This is a genomic window from Lysinibacillus sp. VIII_CA (assembly GCF_049943995.1).
GTDB classification, from domain to species: domain Bacteria; phylum Bacillota; class Bacilli; order Bacillales_A; family Planococcaceae; genus Lysinibacillus; species Lysinibacillus pinottii.
Genome location: NZ_JBNFXM010000009.1, coordinates 68,184 through 86,549, shown reverse-complemented (window position 1 = coordinate 86,549; position 18,366 = coordinate 68,184). Strand labels below are relative to the sequence as shown.

16 protein-coding genes and 1 riboswitch are annotated in these 18,366 nt (G+C 39.8%); all 16 genes read right to left on the bottom strand.

Annotation, left to right across the window (positions count from 1 at the left end; genetic code table 11):
- Positions 1-81 precede the first annotated feature (81 nt).
- On the bottom strand, positions 82-1,218 hold the full coding sequence (locus tag ACP3VS_RS13845) for an acyl-CoA dehydrogenase (RefSeq protein ID WP_099806121.1): 1,137 nt from the start codon (positions 1,216-1,218) through the stop codon (positions 82-84).
- A gap of 59 nt (positions 1,219-1,277) precedes the next feature.
- Positions 1,278-2,129 carry a 3-hydroxybutyryl-CoA dehydrogenase gene (locus ACP3VS_RS13840; RefSeq protein ID WP_012292727.1) on the bottom strand — a complete coding sequence of 284 codons (852 nt, stop codon included), beginning with the start codon at positions 2,127-2,129 and terminating at the stop codon, positions 1,278-1,280.
- Positions 2,129-3,334, bottom strand: a complete 1,206-nt coding sequence (locus ACP3VS_RS13835; protein ID WP_200990840.1) for an acetyl-CoA C-acetyltransferase — start codon at positions 3,332-3,334, stop codon at positions 2,129-2,131. Before ACP3VS_RS13835 ends, ACP3VS_RS13840 begins: the two co-directional genes overlap by 1 nt.
- Before the next feature lie 197 nt (positions 3,335-3,531).
- Positions 3,532-5,751 carry a heterodisulfide reductase-related iron-sulfur binding cluster gene (locus ACP3VS_RS13830; RefSeq protein ID WP_031418479.1) on the bottom strand — a complete coding sequence of 740 codons (2,220 nt, stop codon included), beginning with the start codon at positions 5,749-5,751 and terminating at the stop codon, positions 3,532-3,534.
- Between the two features lie 236 nt (positions 5,752-5,987).
- Positions 5,988-6,551 (bottom strand): cob(I)yrinic acid a,c-diamide adenosyltransferase, encoded by a 564-nt coding sequence (locus ACP3VS_RS13825; protein WP_031418478.1) that lies wholly within the window; start codon positions 6,549-6,551, stop codon positions 5,988-5,990.
- Between the two features lie 12 nt (positions 6,552-6,563).
- The gene (locus tag ACP3VS_RS13820; protein WP_426388960.1) at positions 6,564-8,024 is read right to left on the bottom strand and encodes an adenosylcobinamide amidohydrolase; all 1,461 of its coding nucleotides are present in this window, start codon (positions 8,022-8,024) and stop codon (positions 6,564-6,566) included.
- The gene (locus ACP3VS_RS13815; protein WP_031418476.1) at positions 8,021-9,022 is read right to left on the bottom strand and encodes a FecCD family ABC transporter permease; all 1,002 of its coding nucleotides are present in this window, start codon (positions 9,020-9,022) and stop codon (positions 8,021-8,023) included. The genes ACP3VS_RS13820 and ACP3VS_RS13815 overlap by 4 nt, the downstream gene beginning before the upstream one ends.
- On the bottom strand, positions 9,019-9,990 hold the full coding sequence (locus ACP3VS_RS13810) for an ABC transporter substrate-binding protein (RefSeq protein WP_031418474.1): 972 nt from the start codon (positions 9,988-9,990) through the stop codon (positions 9,019-9,021). The genes ACP3VS_RS13815 and ACP3VS_RS13810 overlap by 4 nt, the downstream gene beginning before the upstream one ends.
- 144 nt (positions 9,991-10,134) lie before the next feature.
- Positions 10,135-10,317, bottom strand: a riboswitch (cobalamin riboswitch).
- 60 nt (positions 10,318-10,377) lie between these two features.
- Positions 10,378-12,045, bottom strand: coding sequence for an acyl-CoA dehydrogenase family protein (locus ACP3VS_RS13805; protein ID WP_012292719.1), 1,668 nt, complete (start codon positions 12,043-12,045; stop codon positions 10,378-10,380).
- Position 12,046: 1 nt separating this feature from the next.
- Positions 12,047-13,549, bottom strand: coding sequence for a class I adenylate-forming enzyme family protein (locus ACP3VS_RS13800; RefSeq protein WP_036166851.1), 1,503 nt, complete (start codon positions 13,547-13,549; stop codon positions 12,047-12,049).
- Positions 13,542-13,931, bottom strand: coding sequence for a MerR family transcriptional regulator (locus ACP3VS_RS13795; protein WP_031418470.1), 390 nt, complete (start codon positions 13,929-13,931; stop codon positions 13,542-13,544). Before ACP3VS_RS13795 ends, ACP3VS_RS13800 begins: the two co-directional genes overlap by 8 nt.
- Positions 13,932-14,150: 219 nt before the next feature.
- Positions 14,151-15,818 (bottom strand): arginine--tRNA ligase, encoded by a 1,668-nt coding sequence (gene argS / locus ACP3VS_RS13790; protein ID WP_031418468.1) that lies wholly within the window; start codon positions 15,816-15,818, stop codon positions 14,151-14,153.
- Positions 15,818-16,249 carry a DUF1934 domain-containing protein gene (locus ACP3VS_RS13785; RefSeq protein WP_332292611.1) on the bottom strand — a complete coding sequence of 144 codons (432 nt, stop codon included), beginning with the start codon at positions 16,247-16,249 and terminating at the stop codon, positions 15,818-15,820. Before ACP3VS_RS13785 ends, argS begins: the two co-directional genes overlap by 1 nt.
- Positions 16,250-16,403: 154 nt before the next feature.
- Positions 16,404-17,036, bottom strand: a complete 633-nt coding sequence (gene yidC / locus ACP3VS_RS13780) for a membrane protein insertase YidC (protein WP_012292714.1) — start codon at positions 17,034-17,036, stop codon at positions 16,404-16,406.
- Between the two features lie 24 nt (positions 17,037-17,060).
- On the bottom strand, positions 17,061-17,336 hold the full coding sequence (locus ACP3VS_RS13775; protein ID WP_031418464.1) for a hypothetical protein: 276 nt from the start codon (positions 17,334-17,336) through the stop codon (positions 17,061-17,063).
- A gap of 143 nt (positions 17,337-17,479) precedes the next feature.
- On the bottom strand, positions 17,480-18,352 hold the full coding sequence (gene speB / locus ACP3VS_RS13770; protein ID WP_012292712.1) for an agmatinase: 873 nt from the start codon (positions 18,350-18,352) through the stop codon (positions 17,480-17,482).
- Positions 18,353-18,366: the final 14 nt, after the last annotated feature.

Here is an 18,366-nt window from a genome sequence, read left to right as displayed (position 1 = left end):
CTCTTTCTATATCGAACGATTCCCATCCTCTTTGGCACATTTGATTCATTTGTATTAGCTACAATTACCTTATACCAGGCTCTATTTCAGTAAATGTTTACTAATGACTAGTCTTTGAATTTCACTTGTTCCTTCATATATTTCAGTTACCTTGGCATCGCGGAAATAACGCTCTACTGGGTAATCTTCTGTATAACCATAGCCACCGAATACTTGAACAGCCTCTATCGCCGTTTGGACAGCTGTTCGTGATGCAAATAGTTTCGCCATTGAAGCTTCTGCACCACACGGTAAACCTTTTGCACGTAAATCTGCAGCACGGTAGACTAGTAGTTTGGATGATTCAACAGCTGTTGCCATGTCGGCAAGTTTAAAGCTAACGCCTTGTTGAGCAACAATTGGTTTACCAAATTGAACACGTTCTTTAGCATAAGCAGAAGCTGCCTCAAGTGCCGCTTCTGCTATCCCTAAAGCCTGTGCCGCAATACCAATGCGGCCCACATCTAAATTAGCCATCGCTATTTTGAAGCCTTCTCCCTCTTCCCCTAAGAGGTTGTCGGCAGGGATTCGGCAATTATCAAAGGTTAGTTGAACTGTACGAGAGCCATGCAAGCCCATTTTATGTTCGTCTTTTCCAATAATTAAGCCTGGTGTTCCCTTTTCCACAATAAAAGCAGAAATGCCTCTTGTTTTTTCTGCAGGATTCGTTGATGCGAATACAATATACACATCAGCCTCCCCACCATTAGTAATAAATACTTTGGAGCCATTAATGACATATTCATCACCATCACGTACTGCTTTTGATTGAAGAGAGCCTGCATCCGAACCAGCACCTGGTTCTGTTAAACAAAAAGCACCTAAATATTCCCCTGCTGCAAGTTTAGGTACATAGCGTTTCTTTTGCTCCTCATTCCCAAAGTAAATGATTGGATTTGTTCCAACTGAGGTATGCACCGATAAAATAACGCCCATTACAGCGCTTACCTTTGATAATTCATGAATCGCAATAATATACGACGTAAAATCCATGCCAGAGCCTCCAAGCTCTTCTGGCGTTGTGATACCCATTAAACCAAGCTCACCCATTTGCTGAAGTAACTCACGTGGAAACTCCCCAGCTTCCATTCGCTCTACCCATGGTTGAATTTTTTCTTGAGCAAAATTACGAACCATATCGCGCATCATAATTTGCTCATCTGTAAATTGCAAATGCATCTATTATGTCACCCCTCTAAGTTGTCCTGTAGCAATTCGATAACCCCATCCCCATAGGATTATTCGTAAATATAAAAGCCTCTTCCAGATTTCTTTCCTAGCCAACCAGCTGCTACATATTTACGAAGCAGTGGACAAGGTCGATATTTACTATCTCCTAGGCCCTCATGTAAAATCTCCATAATGGAGAGACAAGTATCTAAACCAATGAAATCCGCCAATGTTAGCGGTCCCATTGGATGGTTCATTCCAAGCTTCATGACATCGTCAATCGCTTCTTTCGATGCTACCCCTTCGTATAAAGCATAAATAGCTTCATTAATCATCGGAAGTAAAATTCGGTTTGAAATGAATCCTGGAAAGTCATTCACTTCAACTGGCGTCTTCGATAACTTGACTGTCATCTCTTCCACCGCTTTGTATACTTCATCGGTTGTGGCTAAACCACGGATAATTTCTACAAGCTTCATGACAGGTACAGGATTCATAAAGTGCATGCCAATAACTTGCTCTGGTCGATTTGTTACAGCGGCAATTTCTGTAATAGGTAGTGAAGAAGTATTGGTAGCTAATATAGCATGTGCCTGCGCAATACGATCGAGTTGTTTAAAAATAGATTGCTTCACTTCCATATTTTCTACAGCTGCCTCAATGACAATATCTACATCACTAGCATCCTGTAAATCTAGTGACATCGTAATGCGACCCAGAATTGCCGTCTTTTCATCCTCTGTTTTACGACCCTTTTCAACATCACGTGATAGGTTTTTAACAATAACGCCTAGTCCACGCTCGTAAAACTCTTGTTTAATATCGTTCAATTTCACGTCAAAGCCTGCTTGTGCACAAACCTGTGCAATGCCAGAGCCCATTTGCCCTGCACCAATGACCATTACTTTTTGAATTCCCATCAGTTCAGTCCCCCTGTTTTCGGTACTTCAATCATGATTGCATCGCCTTGTCCACCACCTGAACAAATAGCCGCAATGCCGATACCACCGCCCCGACGCTTCAATTCCTGTGCAAGCGTTAAAATGATACGTGCTCCAGAAGCCCCGATTGGATGTCCTAAAGCAACGGCGCCACCATTAACATTCACCTTTTCTGCATCTAGATCCGCTAACTGCTTACTCACTAAAGCTACTGCTGCAAAGGCTTCATTGATTTCAAACAAATCAATATCCGCTAATGACTTATTCGTCTTTTTCAATAGCTTATTAATGACCAGACCTGGTGTTTGAGGGAAATTTTCTGGCTCAATCGCTAGCTCTTCATGGCCTATAATTATTGCCAATGGTTCTCTACCTTCGCGTATGGCACGTTCCTCGTTCATCATGACGAGTGCACATGCTCCGTCATTTACACCAGGTGCATTACCTGCAGTAATGGTACCATCCTTATCAAAGGCTGGTTTAAGCTTTGCCAGTATTTCTAAAGAAGTACCTGGTCTTGGTGCCTCATCTTTAATCACAACAAGTGGCTCACCTTTTCGTTGAGGAATTTCAACAGGAACGATCTCTTCTGTAAAATATCCTTTGTCCATCGCTGCTAGTGCACGTTCATGGCTTCGAACTGACCAAGCGTCCTGTTCCTCACGACTTAGAGAGAATTCTTTTGCTGTCGAGTTACCATAGCTGCCCATATGTGGTCTTGCTGGGTCGAAAGCACATGTTAGCCCATCATAAAGCATCCCATCGACCATCGTTGAATCACCCATTCGTAAGCCCGTTCGACCATTTAACAGATAATACGGTGCATTAGACATGGACTCCATTCCACCAGCTACAATCACTTCTTCGTCCCCTAAGCGAATCAGTTGATCTGCTAATGTCACTGCACGCATCCCAGACGCACAGACTTTATTAATAGTTTCTGTTTTTACCCCTATTGGTAAATTTGCTTTTATTGCCGCTTGTCGAGAAGGAATTTGCCCCTGTCCCCCTTGTAAAACCGAGCCTAAAATTACCTCATCGACTTCATCAAGTCTCACATTGGATTTCTCTAATGCACCCTTAATTGCAGTGGCTCCTAAATCACTTGCATGTACTGCTGATAAAGAACCACCAAATTTACCAAATGCCGTTCTTGCTCCTGCTAATATTACTGCTCTATTCAAGTAAAACACCCCTTTTGTTTTACGTTCTCGATGAAGTAGTGAAGCATTTTATTGACTGAACGCTCGCTCGACTTCTATCGATGAAAAATGGGAGTTTTTATTTCAACTCCCATTTCCATTTAATCTTATTCTACAAAACAATTTTTTATTGTGCAATTTATATTTTTCAGATAACTAAAATATTTCTACAATAGCAATCATTTTTCTGCGCTTATTTCAGTATTTTCATTTTGATTTGTATTTTCAACTGTCATCACAACTTCTTCCATTGTGTCTTCTACTTCCTCAGTAGTGTTGTCGGCAGTCTTTACTTTTTCCCCAAACACTGAACGCTCCAATAACTCTGCTACGTCGAATGTGCCAATCGAGTCTTCCACTTCTTTAGCCTTTGTACCATCCTCCAGCATTGTTAAGCAGTAAGGACAGCCAGATGAAATAACTGATGCATTGGTTGCTAAAGCCTGTTCTGTACGGGCTACGTTAATACGATTGCCGACATGCTCCTCCATCCACATAAGACCTCCACCTGCACCACAGCACATCGCTGTTTCTCGATTACGTTCCATTTCGACTAACTTCACTCCAGGAATGCCACGCAAAATTTCTCGTGGTGCATCATAGACATCATTGTAACGACCTAAATAACATGAATCATGGAAAACTATTGTTTCATGCACCTCGTGATTTAATGCTAGACGATTCTCTTCAATCAGCTGATTTAATAATTCAGTATGATGATATACTTCGCCTTTCCAACCAAAATCTTGGTATTCATTTTTAAAGATATTGTATGCATGAGGGTCGATTGTAACAATTTTTTTCACGTCATTTTTAACAAACTCATCGATATTGGCGGTAGCTAACTCTTGGAATAAGAATTCATTTCCTAAACGACGAGGCGTATCACCAGAGTTCTTCTCTTTATTTCCTAAAATTGCGAACTTCACACCTGCTTCGTTTAATAGACGACAGAATGCTAATGCAATTTTTTGAGAGCGGTTATCAAATGCTCCCATTGACCCAACCCATAATAGGTATTCCATTTCCTCGCCAGACTTTTTCAATTCTTTTACTGTAGGGATATGGATAGTTGGATCTAGATCACGCCAATTTTCTTTTTCTTTACGGTTTAGTCCCCAAGGATTTCCCTGTCTCTCGATATTCGTCATCGCACGTTGCGCATCAGGATTTACTTTTCCCTCTGTCATTGTTAAATAACGACGTAAATCAATAATTTTATCGACATGCTCGTTCATTACTGGACATTGATCTTCACAGTTACGACAAGTCGTACAAGCCCAAATCTCTTCCTCTGTAATCACATCACCAATTAATGCTGGGCTGTAGATATCTTCAATCACTGCACCTTCAGCACCAGCTGCCATCGCAAGCTGATTTCCCTTTGTATTGGCAAAGAATTGATAAGGCACCCAAGGCTTTTGCTTAGTTACAACAGCACCTGTAAATGTTAAATGATCTCGTAATTTCACGATTAAATCCATAGGAGACAGCATTTTTCCTGTCCCTGTTGCTGGACACATGTTTGTACAACGTCCACATTCTACACAAGAATACAAATCTAGCATTTGTTTTTGTGTGAAGTCCTGTATGCGTCCCACCCCAATAGAAGGCATATCCTCTTCACTTTCAGCATTTTCTAATGCTTCGAAATCAATGGGTGCTAAAGTTCCTGTTCGATCTAAACGATTCATATAAACATTTAGCGGACTTACAATTAAATGGAAATGCTTAGACTGTGGTACATACACAAGGAATGTTAAAAGAATTAATAAATGTGCCCACCACATGACATAAAATACACCAGCGGCTACTGACGCAGGTAGGAAACCAAAAATAGCAGCAATACTAGAAGCGACTGGCTCCGTATAAGTTAATCCCTCTCCATGCCAAATTAGTCCCATACCATTCGCAATTAACGTCGATACCATTAAGCCACCAATGAAAATTAATACAAGACCGTTTTTCCAGCCACGTTTTAAACGTACTAGCTTTTCAACATAGCGGCGGTAAAATGCCCAGACAACCGCTACCAAAATCATTAAAACCACAAGTTCTTGGAAGAATGTAAAGACTCCATAGAAAATACCTAGTGGTAAATGTGAGCCTGGTGCTAATCCTTTCCAAATTAAATCAATTGCCCCTAGCTGTACCATTAAAAATCCATAGAAGAACATAACATGGATTAAACCACTCTTTGGATCTTTTAATAGCTTATTTTGGCCAAATACGTTGACCATAATATAGCGAAGACGCTCTTTTACACTTTCATCAAACTCAACCTTTTTCCCCAACTGCACATACTTATAGCGTGTTTTCAACAGATAGAAGAACAATCCTACTGCATAAAGTACAACCACGACTGTTAAGACAATGTTAGCAATTAATAATGGACTCATGGTTGATCCCCCCTTGTTTGTCGTAATTTTTCTCTCTTTGTGATAAATTTGCTAGCTCATACGAAAATGTTCATCATTTCGATATTATATTCCTATTCTAATAAATGAGTGAGCATTCAGTCAACATAAAACGGAAATATTTCTGATAATTTTATATTCTTACATTTTACAAGAAAAAAAGCCACCCTGAATTTTTTCAAAGTAGCATTTTTTTACTTTCTGTAGAAAACTATATTTTAGTTTTTAAAGACGTTACCACTGCGAATATATTCAACATCCGCAACCTGTAATCGAGCATTTACAACACGTGCAGCCGCAAATAAATAATCTGATAATCGATTTAAATATTTTTGTACAACTTTCGGCACATCTTCAACTTCTTTCATAAGTGTGACCATTTCACGCTCTGCTCGACGAGCAACCGTACGTGCAATGTGTAAAGTCGCAGCTGCTGGGGCCCCTCCTGGTAAAATAAAACGTTGTAATGGTGGCGCTTCATCTGATAGTGCATCAATACGAGCCTCTAGCACTTCAATTGGTTGCTCTGTAAGCTTATAATGTCGTTCTTTCATCACGTTTGCCAGATCACCACCAGCATCGAACAGCTCATGTTGAATGGTTTCTAGGTCTGTTAAAATATCTTTGAAAAGTGCTTGGTCTAATTCACTTACTGCTTTACCAATAAAAGAATTTAATTCATCAATCGCCCCATACGTTTCAACACGCAAACTATCTTTATCAACGCGTCCTCCGATAAGACTTGTTTTACCCGTATCCCCTGTTTTTGTGTAAAGCTTCATTTCGCTCATCTCCTAAAATTCATTTTTATAATTTCTGATAGCCTGAACTGTAGTTTCAAAAACACCCTTTGCAATCATTTTACCAACCTCCGTAATGGGGCCACCATATAACATTTCTTTTCCTTTTTGAGTTGCAGCAATTAAAAGACTATCTGTAGCAGTACCAGTAGCAATAGTTCCACTACGCTCATCACGAATATTTTCTGATTGCAGAGCCTTCGTTTTCGCCTCCGTAGCTGTCATCATAGCTTGAAAAAATGCTTCCTCTGATAAACAGCCATTTATAATTACCCATGTGTTAATAGTACCAATATATGGCTGATCTTGCCTTTCATGCACACGGGATACATCTACTGCATTGCCTACTCCAGCAGTAACAGCTACTATTACACTGCCAAATGGTGCAGCCCATTCATTGATCGCCACAAGGGCTGTTGGCACTGCCGTCAGCATGACAACTGTATTCGTGGGTGAAAAATGACCTTTTTGCAAAAATTCATTAACTTCTCTTTTTACATCACTGATCACATAGTCACCAGGTACAGAGCGGTTTAACAAGCAATTATGCCATCCTATACCGGGGTTATGGACAGCAGATGATACCGTTTTTAAAGGAATCTCTGATTGAAGTTGTATAAATTGTTCCGTTATTTTAAAATGTTCTTTTTTTATTACAGCTCGCTGTTGATGGTCGCTTGCAGCAGGCATCATTGTAATTTGTGGTTTAGGAATTTCTGGATGAGCATAAGTAGCTACTCGTGCTTGGTAAATTTCTTCTATCTGTGAAGCAATTAATACTTCATGTGGTGCCCCAAAAGCTCTCATTTGTCCACTCTCCATGAGCAATAATTCATCACAATAGAGAGAGGCTAAATTCATATCATGTAATACCATCACTACTGTTAATCCACACTCGACTGCTTCCTTCCGAACCATATCTAAAATTTGACGTTGATGGGCAATGTCTAAATGATTTGTCGGCTCATCTAGCAGTAAAATTTCCGCAGATTGAGCAAGGGCCTGTGCAACAAAAACTCTTTGCTGTTCGCCTCCCGATAAAAATTCCATAGGTGTATGCTCATAACGTTTTATACCTGTTTGCAGCATTGCATGTTGAACCGCTTGTTCATCTTGCTCAGACCAACTTGAAAAAAAGCCCGTTTGATGTGGATAACGTCCAAGCGAAATAGTCTCTCTTACACTGTTTGAGAAAGCATTCGCATGAAGCTGTGGTAAAACAGCCATTTTTTTTGCTAAAGCACGGGCATTGTAGGACAGAATGTTTTGTCCATCAATAGAAATTGTGCCCTCAACAGCTGGTAGAATACCACTCATTACCTTTAATAATGTGGATTTCCCACTACCATTTGGCCCTAATATGCCAAGAATTTTTCCTTTCTCAACCGTAAAGCTTATATCCTTGACGATTGGTACGTCTTCATAACCACCTGATAGATGTTCAACAAAAATCACGCCCGCACCCCCTTGCTTCTCCGTTGTTTATAAAAAATATAGGAAAAAACAGGCGCTCCAATAAATGCAGTAATGACACCAATGGGCAGTTCCCTTGGCAGGATGATTGTTCTTGCGACTAAATCACAAATTATAAGTAATGTTGCACCATTAAAAAATGATAATGGCAGTAAATGACGGTGATCAGAACCCCAAATCATTCTTGTCATATGTGGTACAACCAACCCTACAAAGCCAATTGTGCCTGAAACAGCTACCGCTGCTCCAGTCAGCATAGAACCACCTACTAAAATCAAATACTTACTACGTTTTACATTGACACCTAAATGCTTCGCTCTTTCTTCCCCATATAATAAAACATTAAGCTCACGTCTCTGCGTCCACAGCATAAGGGAACCCACAATAACGAATGGGATAATCATTTGAACATACGGCCAACCACGCATAGATACAGAACCCAGTAGCCAGCCGATTACTTGGCGTAGCTCCTCTCCCGATAAGGCAATCATTAACGAGATTAACGACCCTAAAAATGAACTAAAGATAACGCCCGTTAAAATAAGGGTTTCCATCTTTAGCGAACGGTCTACTATTCTAGCAAAGCTCATAACTACAACCATTGTAATGATTGCGCCTATCATGCTAAAGGTAGGTAAGGCATACAAGCCTACAACAGGTATCGAAATATTAAAAAAAATTGTCATGACTGCACCGACAGAAGCACCGGATGAAATACCTAATGTATATGGATCTGCTAGCGGATTTTTTAGCAAGCCCTGGAAAGCTGCTCCCGCAATAGCGAGGGCAGCCCCTACTAGCCCTGCTAAAAGCACACGAGGCAAGCGAATTTTCCAAAAGATATTGGCAGCCGTTTCATCAACTGACTGATTCCACAGCACTTCTATCGGAATATGAACAGAGCCTATAGCTACGCCACACCAAATGCTAATGATAAAAAGCGTACATGTTAATACATAGGCTGTTACTACTTTTTTCACTTAAATACCTCAGGGTAGATGGCTTTTGCTAACTCCTCAAGACCATCCGCTAAACGCGGTCCTTGACGGCTTGTTGTGCTTTCATCTACTTGCACAATGGCATTATTTTTCACTGCATTTATTGTATCGAAACCAGCACGCTTTGGTATTTTTGTTAAAATATCAGGTACATAGCTATATGTCACCACGATGACATCTGGATTTTTTGTGATAATTTGTTCTGCACTAATTTCATACCAATTATCACCATCTGCTGCTACATTTTTTGCATGAATCATCTCCAGCATTGCGTTCATAAATGTGCCTTGACCAGCTGTATAAATATTAGGTTCATCAGAGGCCTCTACAAAAACATTCTTAGGTTCAACGTCTTTCACTTTCTCCTGTACTGCTTCTACTTTCGCCTTCATGTCAGCAATGATGTTTTCAGCCTCTGGTAATTTCCCTGTGGCACGACCAAGCTGTTCAATCGTTGTATAGGTTTCATTAAAATTCTGGGCATTTTTTACAACAAATACTTTCACGCCCGCCGATTCAAGTTGTGCAATGGCTGATTCTGAAAGAGACATGCTAGATTCATGTGCAAAAACGATGTCTGGCTTTAAGGCAATAATTTGTTCAATATTGTACTCCATGCCACCAACCTTATCCTTTTCAGCTACCTCTGGTGGATAATCGTCATTGTCTGTAACCCCGACTATTTCATCCTTTAAACCTAGGCCAAATAATATCTCTGTATTACTTGGAATAAGTGACACTATTTTCTCAGGAGGGGCCTCTAGAGTCATCTCCTTTCCAATAGCATCCGTTATAGTTATTGGAAATGTTGCTTCTTCCACCTTAGATGTTTCTTGTTGTGTTTGCTCCTCTGTAGCTGCGGACTTATCATTTTTCGCCTCTTGTCCACAAGCTGCTAGCAACCCTATCGTTAAAAATGCCGATACTCCTATTTTCCAAAATTTCTTCATGTGAATCCTCCTTCGTAGATTTGTGCGTTCATGTGTTAGAAGTGTTCTTCCATCAAAATAAGACCCCTCATCTTCGAATGATGAGGGGTCAAAATCGCACCAAAAAACTGATACAAAATCCACCATCCTATCCTCGTAGGCTGTCATGTCTATGCTATAAAGGCAGGTCTCCTGGCTTGTGCTCATTACGTTTTTTCAAGCCTTCCCGAAATTTTCAGTGGCATTATTTGAAAAAACTCACACTTACAGTGGCGGGACCGCATCGGAATTACACCGATTTCCCTTTTCACTTTACATAAGTAAAGAACCTTTATAATATTCAGTTGAATTATATTATACATGAAATTAAAAGAAGTCGCCTCTATATCAAGGCGACTCCAAAGGCTGTTAGACAATTTCATCAAAATACTGTACGGTTTTCATCGAAGCACCAATCGGTCGTAATGACCAAGTTTGCTCTAAATAAACATCCGCAAGTTTTTCATATTTCCCACCAAATTTTTGTGCCCATTCAACTGCGATGACACTTTCATATAAATGAGCCATTTTTTGGGCAACATCCTTTGCTTCAAACGTTTTTGTAGCTTCATCGAGAGCACTAAAAATTTGTAATGTTGCCGATAGTTTAGTTAATTGCTCTTGAACGATTTTCACTAATGAATGGTCTGTTAATACTTCTAATCGCTCGCTCATCTCTTGAACAAACAATTCATGTGCTCTGTATTTATCCACTAAGCGAATAAGCTCCAACGCTAGTATATTAGCCGTACCCTCCCATACAGTCAACACTTGCGCATCCCTTAGTAAGCGTGGTGTTACAAAGTCTTCAATATAGCCATTCCCGCCATGTAGCTCAATTGCTTCACTTGCATAATGAACTGCCTGCTCTGCCGTTTCCTTTTTCATAATGGCAATATATAAACGATTCATTATGATGTCTTGTTCTGTCCCCTGACCACTTGTCACTTTGTCGTATAATTGAATAAGATCAAAAATCGTGGCTACTTCAACATGCAGCTTAGCAGCATATTTACCCAATGTATCCTGAATCATAGGGTACTGTGTTAAAGGTTTACCAAAGGCATATCGATTTGACACATAATGCTTCGCCTCCAAGAAGCCACGGCGCATAATACCAATGGATGCCACTGCATTACAAATTCTTGATAAATTAAGCGCCTCCAACATATAATAAATCCCTTTATTTGGATCACCAACTACATAGGCGAGTGCTCCATCAAACTCTACCTCACCAGATGGAACGGCTTTCACACCTAATTTATCTTTTAGTCGTCGAATACGAAGATGGTTAACCGATCCATCTTCATTTCGCCATGGAACTGCAAATAGAGTTAATCCTTTAGAGCCTGCTTGTGCACCATCTATTCGTGCCAACACCATTGCAACCCCACACATTCCAGCATTAGACGCGAAATACTTTTCACCATAGAGGCGGTACTCATTCCCTACAAGTTTTGCTTCTACTACATTTGCACCAACATCTGAGCCTCCTTGACGTTCTGTTAAAAATGTCGCCCCCTCATATAGCTCTAAATCGCCTGTTGCACAAACATGTGGTAAGAAACGCTGCTTAACTTCTTCCTCTGCATAATGGTCTAATAAATAGGCAGTGGCCATCGTTAATGTCACAGGGCAATAAAAACCGGGCTCTGCATGTGACAGTAAATAACCTTGCGCAAAGCTATAGACATAATTCCCCTTGTGACCTAGTTGGGGAATATCCTTATGCACATAACCAACAATACCCGTATTATATGTCTCTTCAATTGTTTTTTTGTAGCCGTCATTGACCCACACCTCTGAGACCTCTTCACCATAGGCATTATACCTTTGAAGGCGAGGCTCCCCTTGTCGATCGGTATGTTTCGCCCTCACGTCTATAGCATCAGCACATAGCTCACCAAAGTCCGTCAATTCTCGATGCGCATAAGATGAAAATTCTTTATCCAACATCATTTCCAACACTTTCTGAAGCGTTTCATCACCTGTAAAGAAATTGCTTGTACGTGCTATTTCCTGTTGTAAAACTTTCATGCTATCTCACCTCTTGTCCTTTCAAAGATTGCTTTAAAATTTTGCCTGAGGCATTCCGTGGTAGCGCTTCCACTTTTTCAAAAATACGTGGTAATTTATACTTAGCAAGCCGCCCCTCTAAAAAATCTTTTAGAGCATCTTCATCAATATCCTGTTTAGCCGAATAAACAGCCTTCACTGTCTCACCCCATTGTGGATGTGGAACACCAATTACTGCCGCTTCAAATATCCCCTCAAAGCTTAAAAGGCAATCTTCTATTTCTTTCGGGTAAATATTGACTCCACCAGAAATAATCACATCTTTCTTTCGATCAACAATCCAAATAAAACCGTCTTCATCCATACGAGCGAGATCCCCTGTTTTTAACCAGCCGCCTATAAATGCCGCATTGGTTGCCACTTCATCTCTGTAGTAACCGAGCATATTACCCTCACCAAATAAAACGATTTCCCCTACTTCTCCTGCTGGTACATCTTCGCCATGGTCGTTAACAATACGTATCTCTGTACCTAAAGGTGCACGTTGACCAATACTCCCAGCCTTTTCTTCATGCTCCTTACCAAAAAGCAATGATCCACTTGGCCCCGCCTCTGTTAATCCATAAACACATGTTAAATTAGTTGTGCGGAATGACTGTTGAATAAAACGAACTTCGTTTTCGGATAACGGTGCTCCTCCATATACCCACCATTTCATAGAGGACAAATCAGCTGATTGCAATCTTGGCATCTGTGCTGTTAATAAATAAGCAACAGGTGCTCCAAAAAAATGGGTCGTTTTTTCCTGTTCAATGGAATCCATCAATAAGTCTGGCGTGAAAGTTGGTGTTAATACATTTGTAGAACCTACAAGTACACCTGCCATTAAGAATAAATGTAATGGTGCGGAATGGGTTAATGGCATCATCAGCAATATACGGCTTTCAGGCTTGACCTCCATTTCAACTGCAATCATTTGCGCAACCGTTAAAATATTTCGATAGCTAAACAATACGCCCTTCGGTTTCCCAGTTGTACCTGATGTGTACAAAATAGTCGAAGCATCATCCTCGTTTAACTGACATTCAATCGTATGAGCACAGGCACTTTGAATCATTGTTTCATACTGAAGCCAGCCCGCTACTTGCTGCCCTGTTTTAATTTTCAACGGGATTACGGCAATATGCTGGACTGCCGCAAAAATGGCTTCATGAGCAATAATTGCTTTTGCCTCAGCATGCTGTGCCACATACTCTACTTCTTGTAATGTAAACTTAGCATTGACCGGAACGACAATAGCACCCATTCGCTGAATAGCAAAATAGCTCACGACAAACTCTACAACGTTAGGCATAAAAATCAGAACTTTATCTCCCTGCCTTACACCCTGTTCTAATAAAGCATGACTAAAACGGGTCACTTGCTCATCTAAATCATGATAGGTCACTCTTCTACCATGACAAATAACAGCTTCCCTTTTAGGATACTTACGGGCATTACGTGCTAATAAATCGGAACTATTCATCGTGCATCTCTCCCCTTAAAGTCGTTAATTTTTCATTAAACATGCCATGCATTTGTTGTAATTCATTTCTCATTTGCGTAAGCTCAGCTATTTTACTATCAATCTCTTGAATTTTTTGCTCTCCGTATTCAACGGTTCGCTCCAATTGCTGAATCCCAGAGCGATCAAAGTCAAAAAGTAACACCATCTCCTTGATTTCCTCCAATGAAAAGCCGTAACGCTTCCCTCTTAAAATAAGCTTGAGCTTCGCTAATTCTTTTTTCGAAAAGGTTCGTTGATTCGTAGATGAACGTTGAGGACAAAGAAGACCAAGCTCCTCATAATAACGAATTGTGCGTGTGGACACATCGAACTCCTGAGCCACCTCCTGAATCGTCTTCATAATCGTCTCCCCCCTCCTATATGGCATCAGTATACCATTGACGTTAACGTTAACTTCAACAAAATTTTCGCAATTAACAGAAAAATATAGTTCGAAGCAGAAATTTCAGGGTTAGCCGAAACTTTTGTATATCTATCTGCCATTTTTTAATGGTGTTAACCACTTTTATCCATTAAAAAAGCCCCTAACATTTTACCTGTTAGGGGCCAAAATTGATTATTACATTTTTTCTGGTGCTGATACGCCGATTAAACGAAGTGCATTGGCAATTGTTGTACGAACAGCCGTAATTAATGCTAAGCGAGCTTCTGTTAGCTCTTTGTTTGAAGCATCTAATACTTTTTCTGCATTATAGAAGCTATGGAAAGCAGCAGCCGTTTCTTGAATATAGTTTGCGATACGATGTGGTGTACGGTGTTTCGCCGCGTCAGCAACCACTTGTGGGAAATCGCCTATCTTTTTCAGTAAATCAATTTCTTTCTCAGCTGTTAACAGGGTAAGGTTTTCACTTGTAGCAGCAAAACCTTGTTCATTGGCTGAGCGTAAGATTGATGAAATACGTGCATGTGCATATTGTGCATAATACACTGGATTTTCATTGGATTGCGATACAGCAAGGTCAAGGTCAAAGTCCATATGAGAATCGCCTGCTGTTTTTACGAAGAAGTAACGAACAGCATCTAAACCAACCTCTTCCACAAGCTCACGCATTGTTACCGCATTGCCTGTACGTTTAGACATTTTGAATTTCTCACCATTTTTATAAAGCTGAACCATCTGAATTACTTCTACTTCCAATGTATCGCGATCATAGCCCAGTGCTTGAATGGCAGCTTTCATACGTGGAATATAGCCGTGATGATCAGCTCCCCAAATATTGATTAATTTATCAAAGCCACGGACAATTTTATCTTCATGATAAGCAATATCTGGCGTTAAATATGTGAATGAACCATCGTTTTTAATTAATACACGGTCTTTATCATCACCAAAAGTTGTTGAGCGGAACCAAGTGGCACCATCCTCTTCAAACACATGACCATTTGCTTTTAATTTATCTAATGCCACTTCAATTTTCCCGTTTTCATAAAGAGAAGTTTCAGAATACCAGACATCAAAGTTCACACGGAAGTTTGCTAGGTCTGTTTTTAATTTGTCTAATTCTAACGCTAAACCATGCTGACGGAAGAATGCAAAACGTTCTTCATCTGATTTTGCTAGGATTGCATCACCATGCTCCTTTGCTAGCTTGCCAGCAATTTCTATAATGTCTGGGCCATGATAACCGTCTTCTGGCATTTCAGCATCCAATCCTAGTGCCTGCTTATAACGAGCTTCTAATGAGTAAGCCAGATTATTAATTTGGTTCCCTGCATCATTAATATAGTACTCGCGAGAGACACTGTAGCCAGCCATATCTAATACATTACATAATGAATCTCCAACAGAGGCACCCCGTGCATGTCCTAAATGAAGATCTCCTGTAGGGTTAGCCGAAACAAACTCTATTTGAATCTTCTCCCCTGCGCCGGCATTTGAACGACCATAGTCATTACCTTGCTCAAGCACCTGTGTAACTACCCCTGTCAGGAAATCTTTACGGACTGTAATATTCATAAAACCAGGACCGGCAATATCAATTTTTTCAATATCTGTTCCTGCAGTATCTAGGTTTTCTAAAATAGCTTCTGCAATAGCACGAGGTGGCTTCTTCGCTAGCTTTGTTAACTGCATAGCAATGTTTGTTGCATAATCACCATTTGCTTTATCCTTTGGTGTTTCCAGGTGAATCATTAATTCTGTGTCGGCCTCCACTAAGCCAGCCTTTTTAACGGCTTGAGCCAACGCTGCTTTTATAGCCTGTTGTACTTGTTCTACTGCGTTCATCATTGTACCTCCGTAAATGTAATATCTAATGTATAATTGCCAAAGGATTGCCCACCCATTAGTAAATCGTACTGTACATGGAAATCTCCGCTTTCTGCCCTGTTCGTAAACGACATTTTCTTCGTATCGATAACGAGTGGCATGGAGCCAAACTCACCTTCATAATGCCCTTTTTGTTGTTCAATTATGTTCAATGGTAACCGCATACTGACCGCTCCAGCACGCATAATAAGTGCCTTCTCATGGCCTAACTTCATAGTCGTGCGGATGGTTTTATCCTCCTGCACTTCATCATATTTCAAATACAAGCTTCCTGCTTTTTCAAGTAGCTGCCCTTTGAGCCACATTTCATAACTTTCTGATTCTCCATCACTTGGACGAATCGTAGAAATGAGCTTAATGTTTACTTGCGATCTTACTTCGTTCGCCATAACGGACGCTCCCTTTTTAATCTTTTACTATAACCTTTTTATTATAGGATGAATACCAATGTTTTTTCAAGATAGAAGTCAATCAGGGCGAAACTACTAAGGATATTCATGCAATAAAAAATCCTCCCTTCTAAAGAGAGAGGATTTTCGCAATTTATCTATACCATTTTTTTATAATCAATTGCTGAATCATTAATAATAAAGCACTCACAGTCCAATATATAGGAATAATCGCTGGATTAAACAAACTAAAAATTAGAATCATGATAGGATTGATGAACACCAGCACCTTCACATTCATTGGTTGGTTTTTATCTAACGAGAGCCAACTTTGCATGAAATAGATGACACAAGCAATTATTGAAATCCCGATATCCACTGTGCCCAAATTCATCCAAAGAAAATTTTCACTGGCAATCACTGTATCTAGCTTAATCGCATAGTACAGTGAAAATAACACAGGCAATTGAATGATGATTGGTAAACAACCTAATAATGAGCTTTTCAATGAATCTGAAGTTAATTCTTGTATTTTTTGTTGAACCGTTATTTTTTCTGACTCATCATTACTATTCTTCAATTTAGCAGTAAGTACATCTAATTCAGGTTTAATAACTGTCATTAATTCCTTTGAATGCTTTTGGTGCTTGGCCGATTTAATAAAAAGCGGCATAAGTATGACTCTCACCGCAATCGTGATGCTAATGACACCAATTGCATAGCTTCCTGTAAAAGAATGAATGAAATGAATGAAATAAATGATTGGTTGCGTTAAAAAAGTAAACAATGATTCTCCTCCTAGTTTTAAAGTTTAAATAAAACTAGGAGACATACTTTCTTCTTCATTGTTTTCTGACGTTCTTATACATAGAACGAACCACGTTAGCAAAGGTGGAGTCCAAGTATTAGTGATGTCATAATCTACTTCAATCTCTTCATCTTGTATTTCTTGAACCATTAATTTATTGGCGAAATATAGCTGTAAATTAACACAGAAAACGGTTAAAACGAACGAAGCTAATAGCCAAAAATATTCCATTGTGCTCATAAAGATAAATAAATCATTCATGAGAAGAGACCAAATCACAATACTCCTCCTTCCCTTTTTATATATAAAAATTATATTCGTATTGTGAATATTGAGTCAAATAATACCTTTTTCTTATTAAATCGACTAATTAAAAAGTGGGGCTAGCCATAGCTACCCCCATCTAATTGTGTTTATTTAAATTATTTTACCCAGCCTAAAATCATTTCACGCAATAACTTAGAAGCTGTGTTAGCTGTCATTTCAGATGTATCATAAATTGGTGCTACTTCCACTAGATCAAAGCCTACAACATTTACACCGCTTGCTGCAATGGCATGAATGGAAGCTAGTAATTCTTTCGCCGTAATACCACCGCAATCAACTGTACCAGTGCCCGGTGCATGGGCTGGATCTAACACGTCGATATCGATCGTTACGTAAACATTACGACCTGCCAACGTTGGTAGAACTTCCTTTAACGGCTCCAATACTTCAAACTTAGAAATATGCATACCGTTTTCCTTCGCCCAATCAAATTCCTCTTTCATCCCTGAACGAATACCAAATGAATAAACATTTTTTGGCCCGATATGTTCGGCAATTTTGCGAATCGGTGTAGAGTGAGAAAGTGGTTCTCCCTCATACTCCACCCGTAAATCTGTGTGAGCATCAAAGTGAATGATAGCTAGGTCATCGTATTTTGCAGATACTGCTTTCATGACAGGCCAAGACACTAAGTGTTCGCCCCCCATACCAACAGGGATTTTCCCATCAGCTAATAACTTTTCAATAAATTTTTCAATTTCATCTAATGAACGTTGTGCATTTCCAAATGGCAATGGAATATCGCCTGCATCGAAATACTTTACTTCTTCAAGCTCACGATCTAAATATGGGCTGTACTCTTCAAGTCCGATTGATACCTCACGGATACGTTGTGGGCCGAATCGTGAACCTGGACGATAACTTACTGTCCAATCCATTGGCATACCATAAATGACTGCCTGAGCATCCTTATATGTAGGATGACTTTTTATAAATACATTTCCTGAATACGCTTCATCAAATCTCATTGCTAGACCTCCGT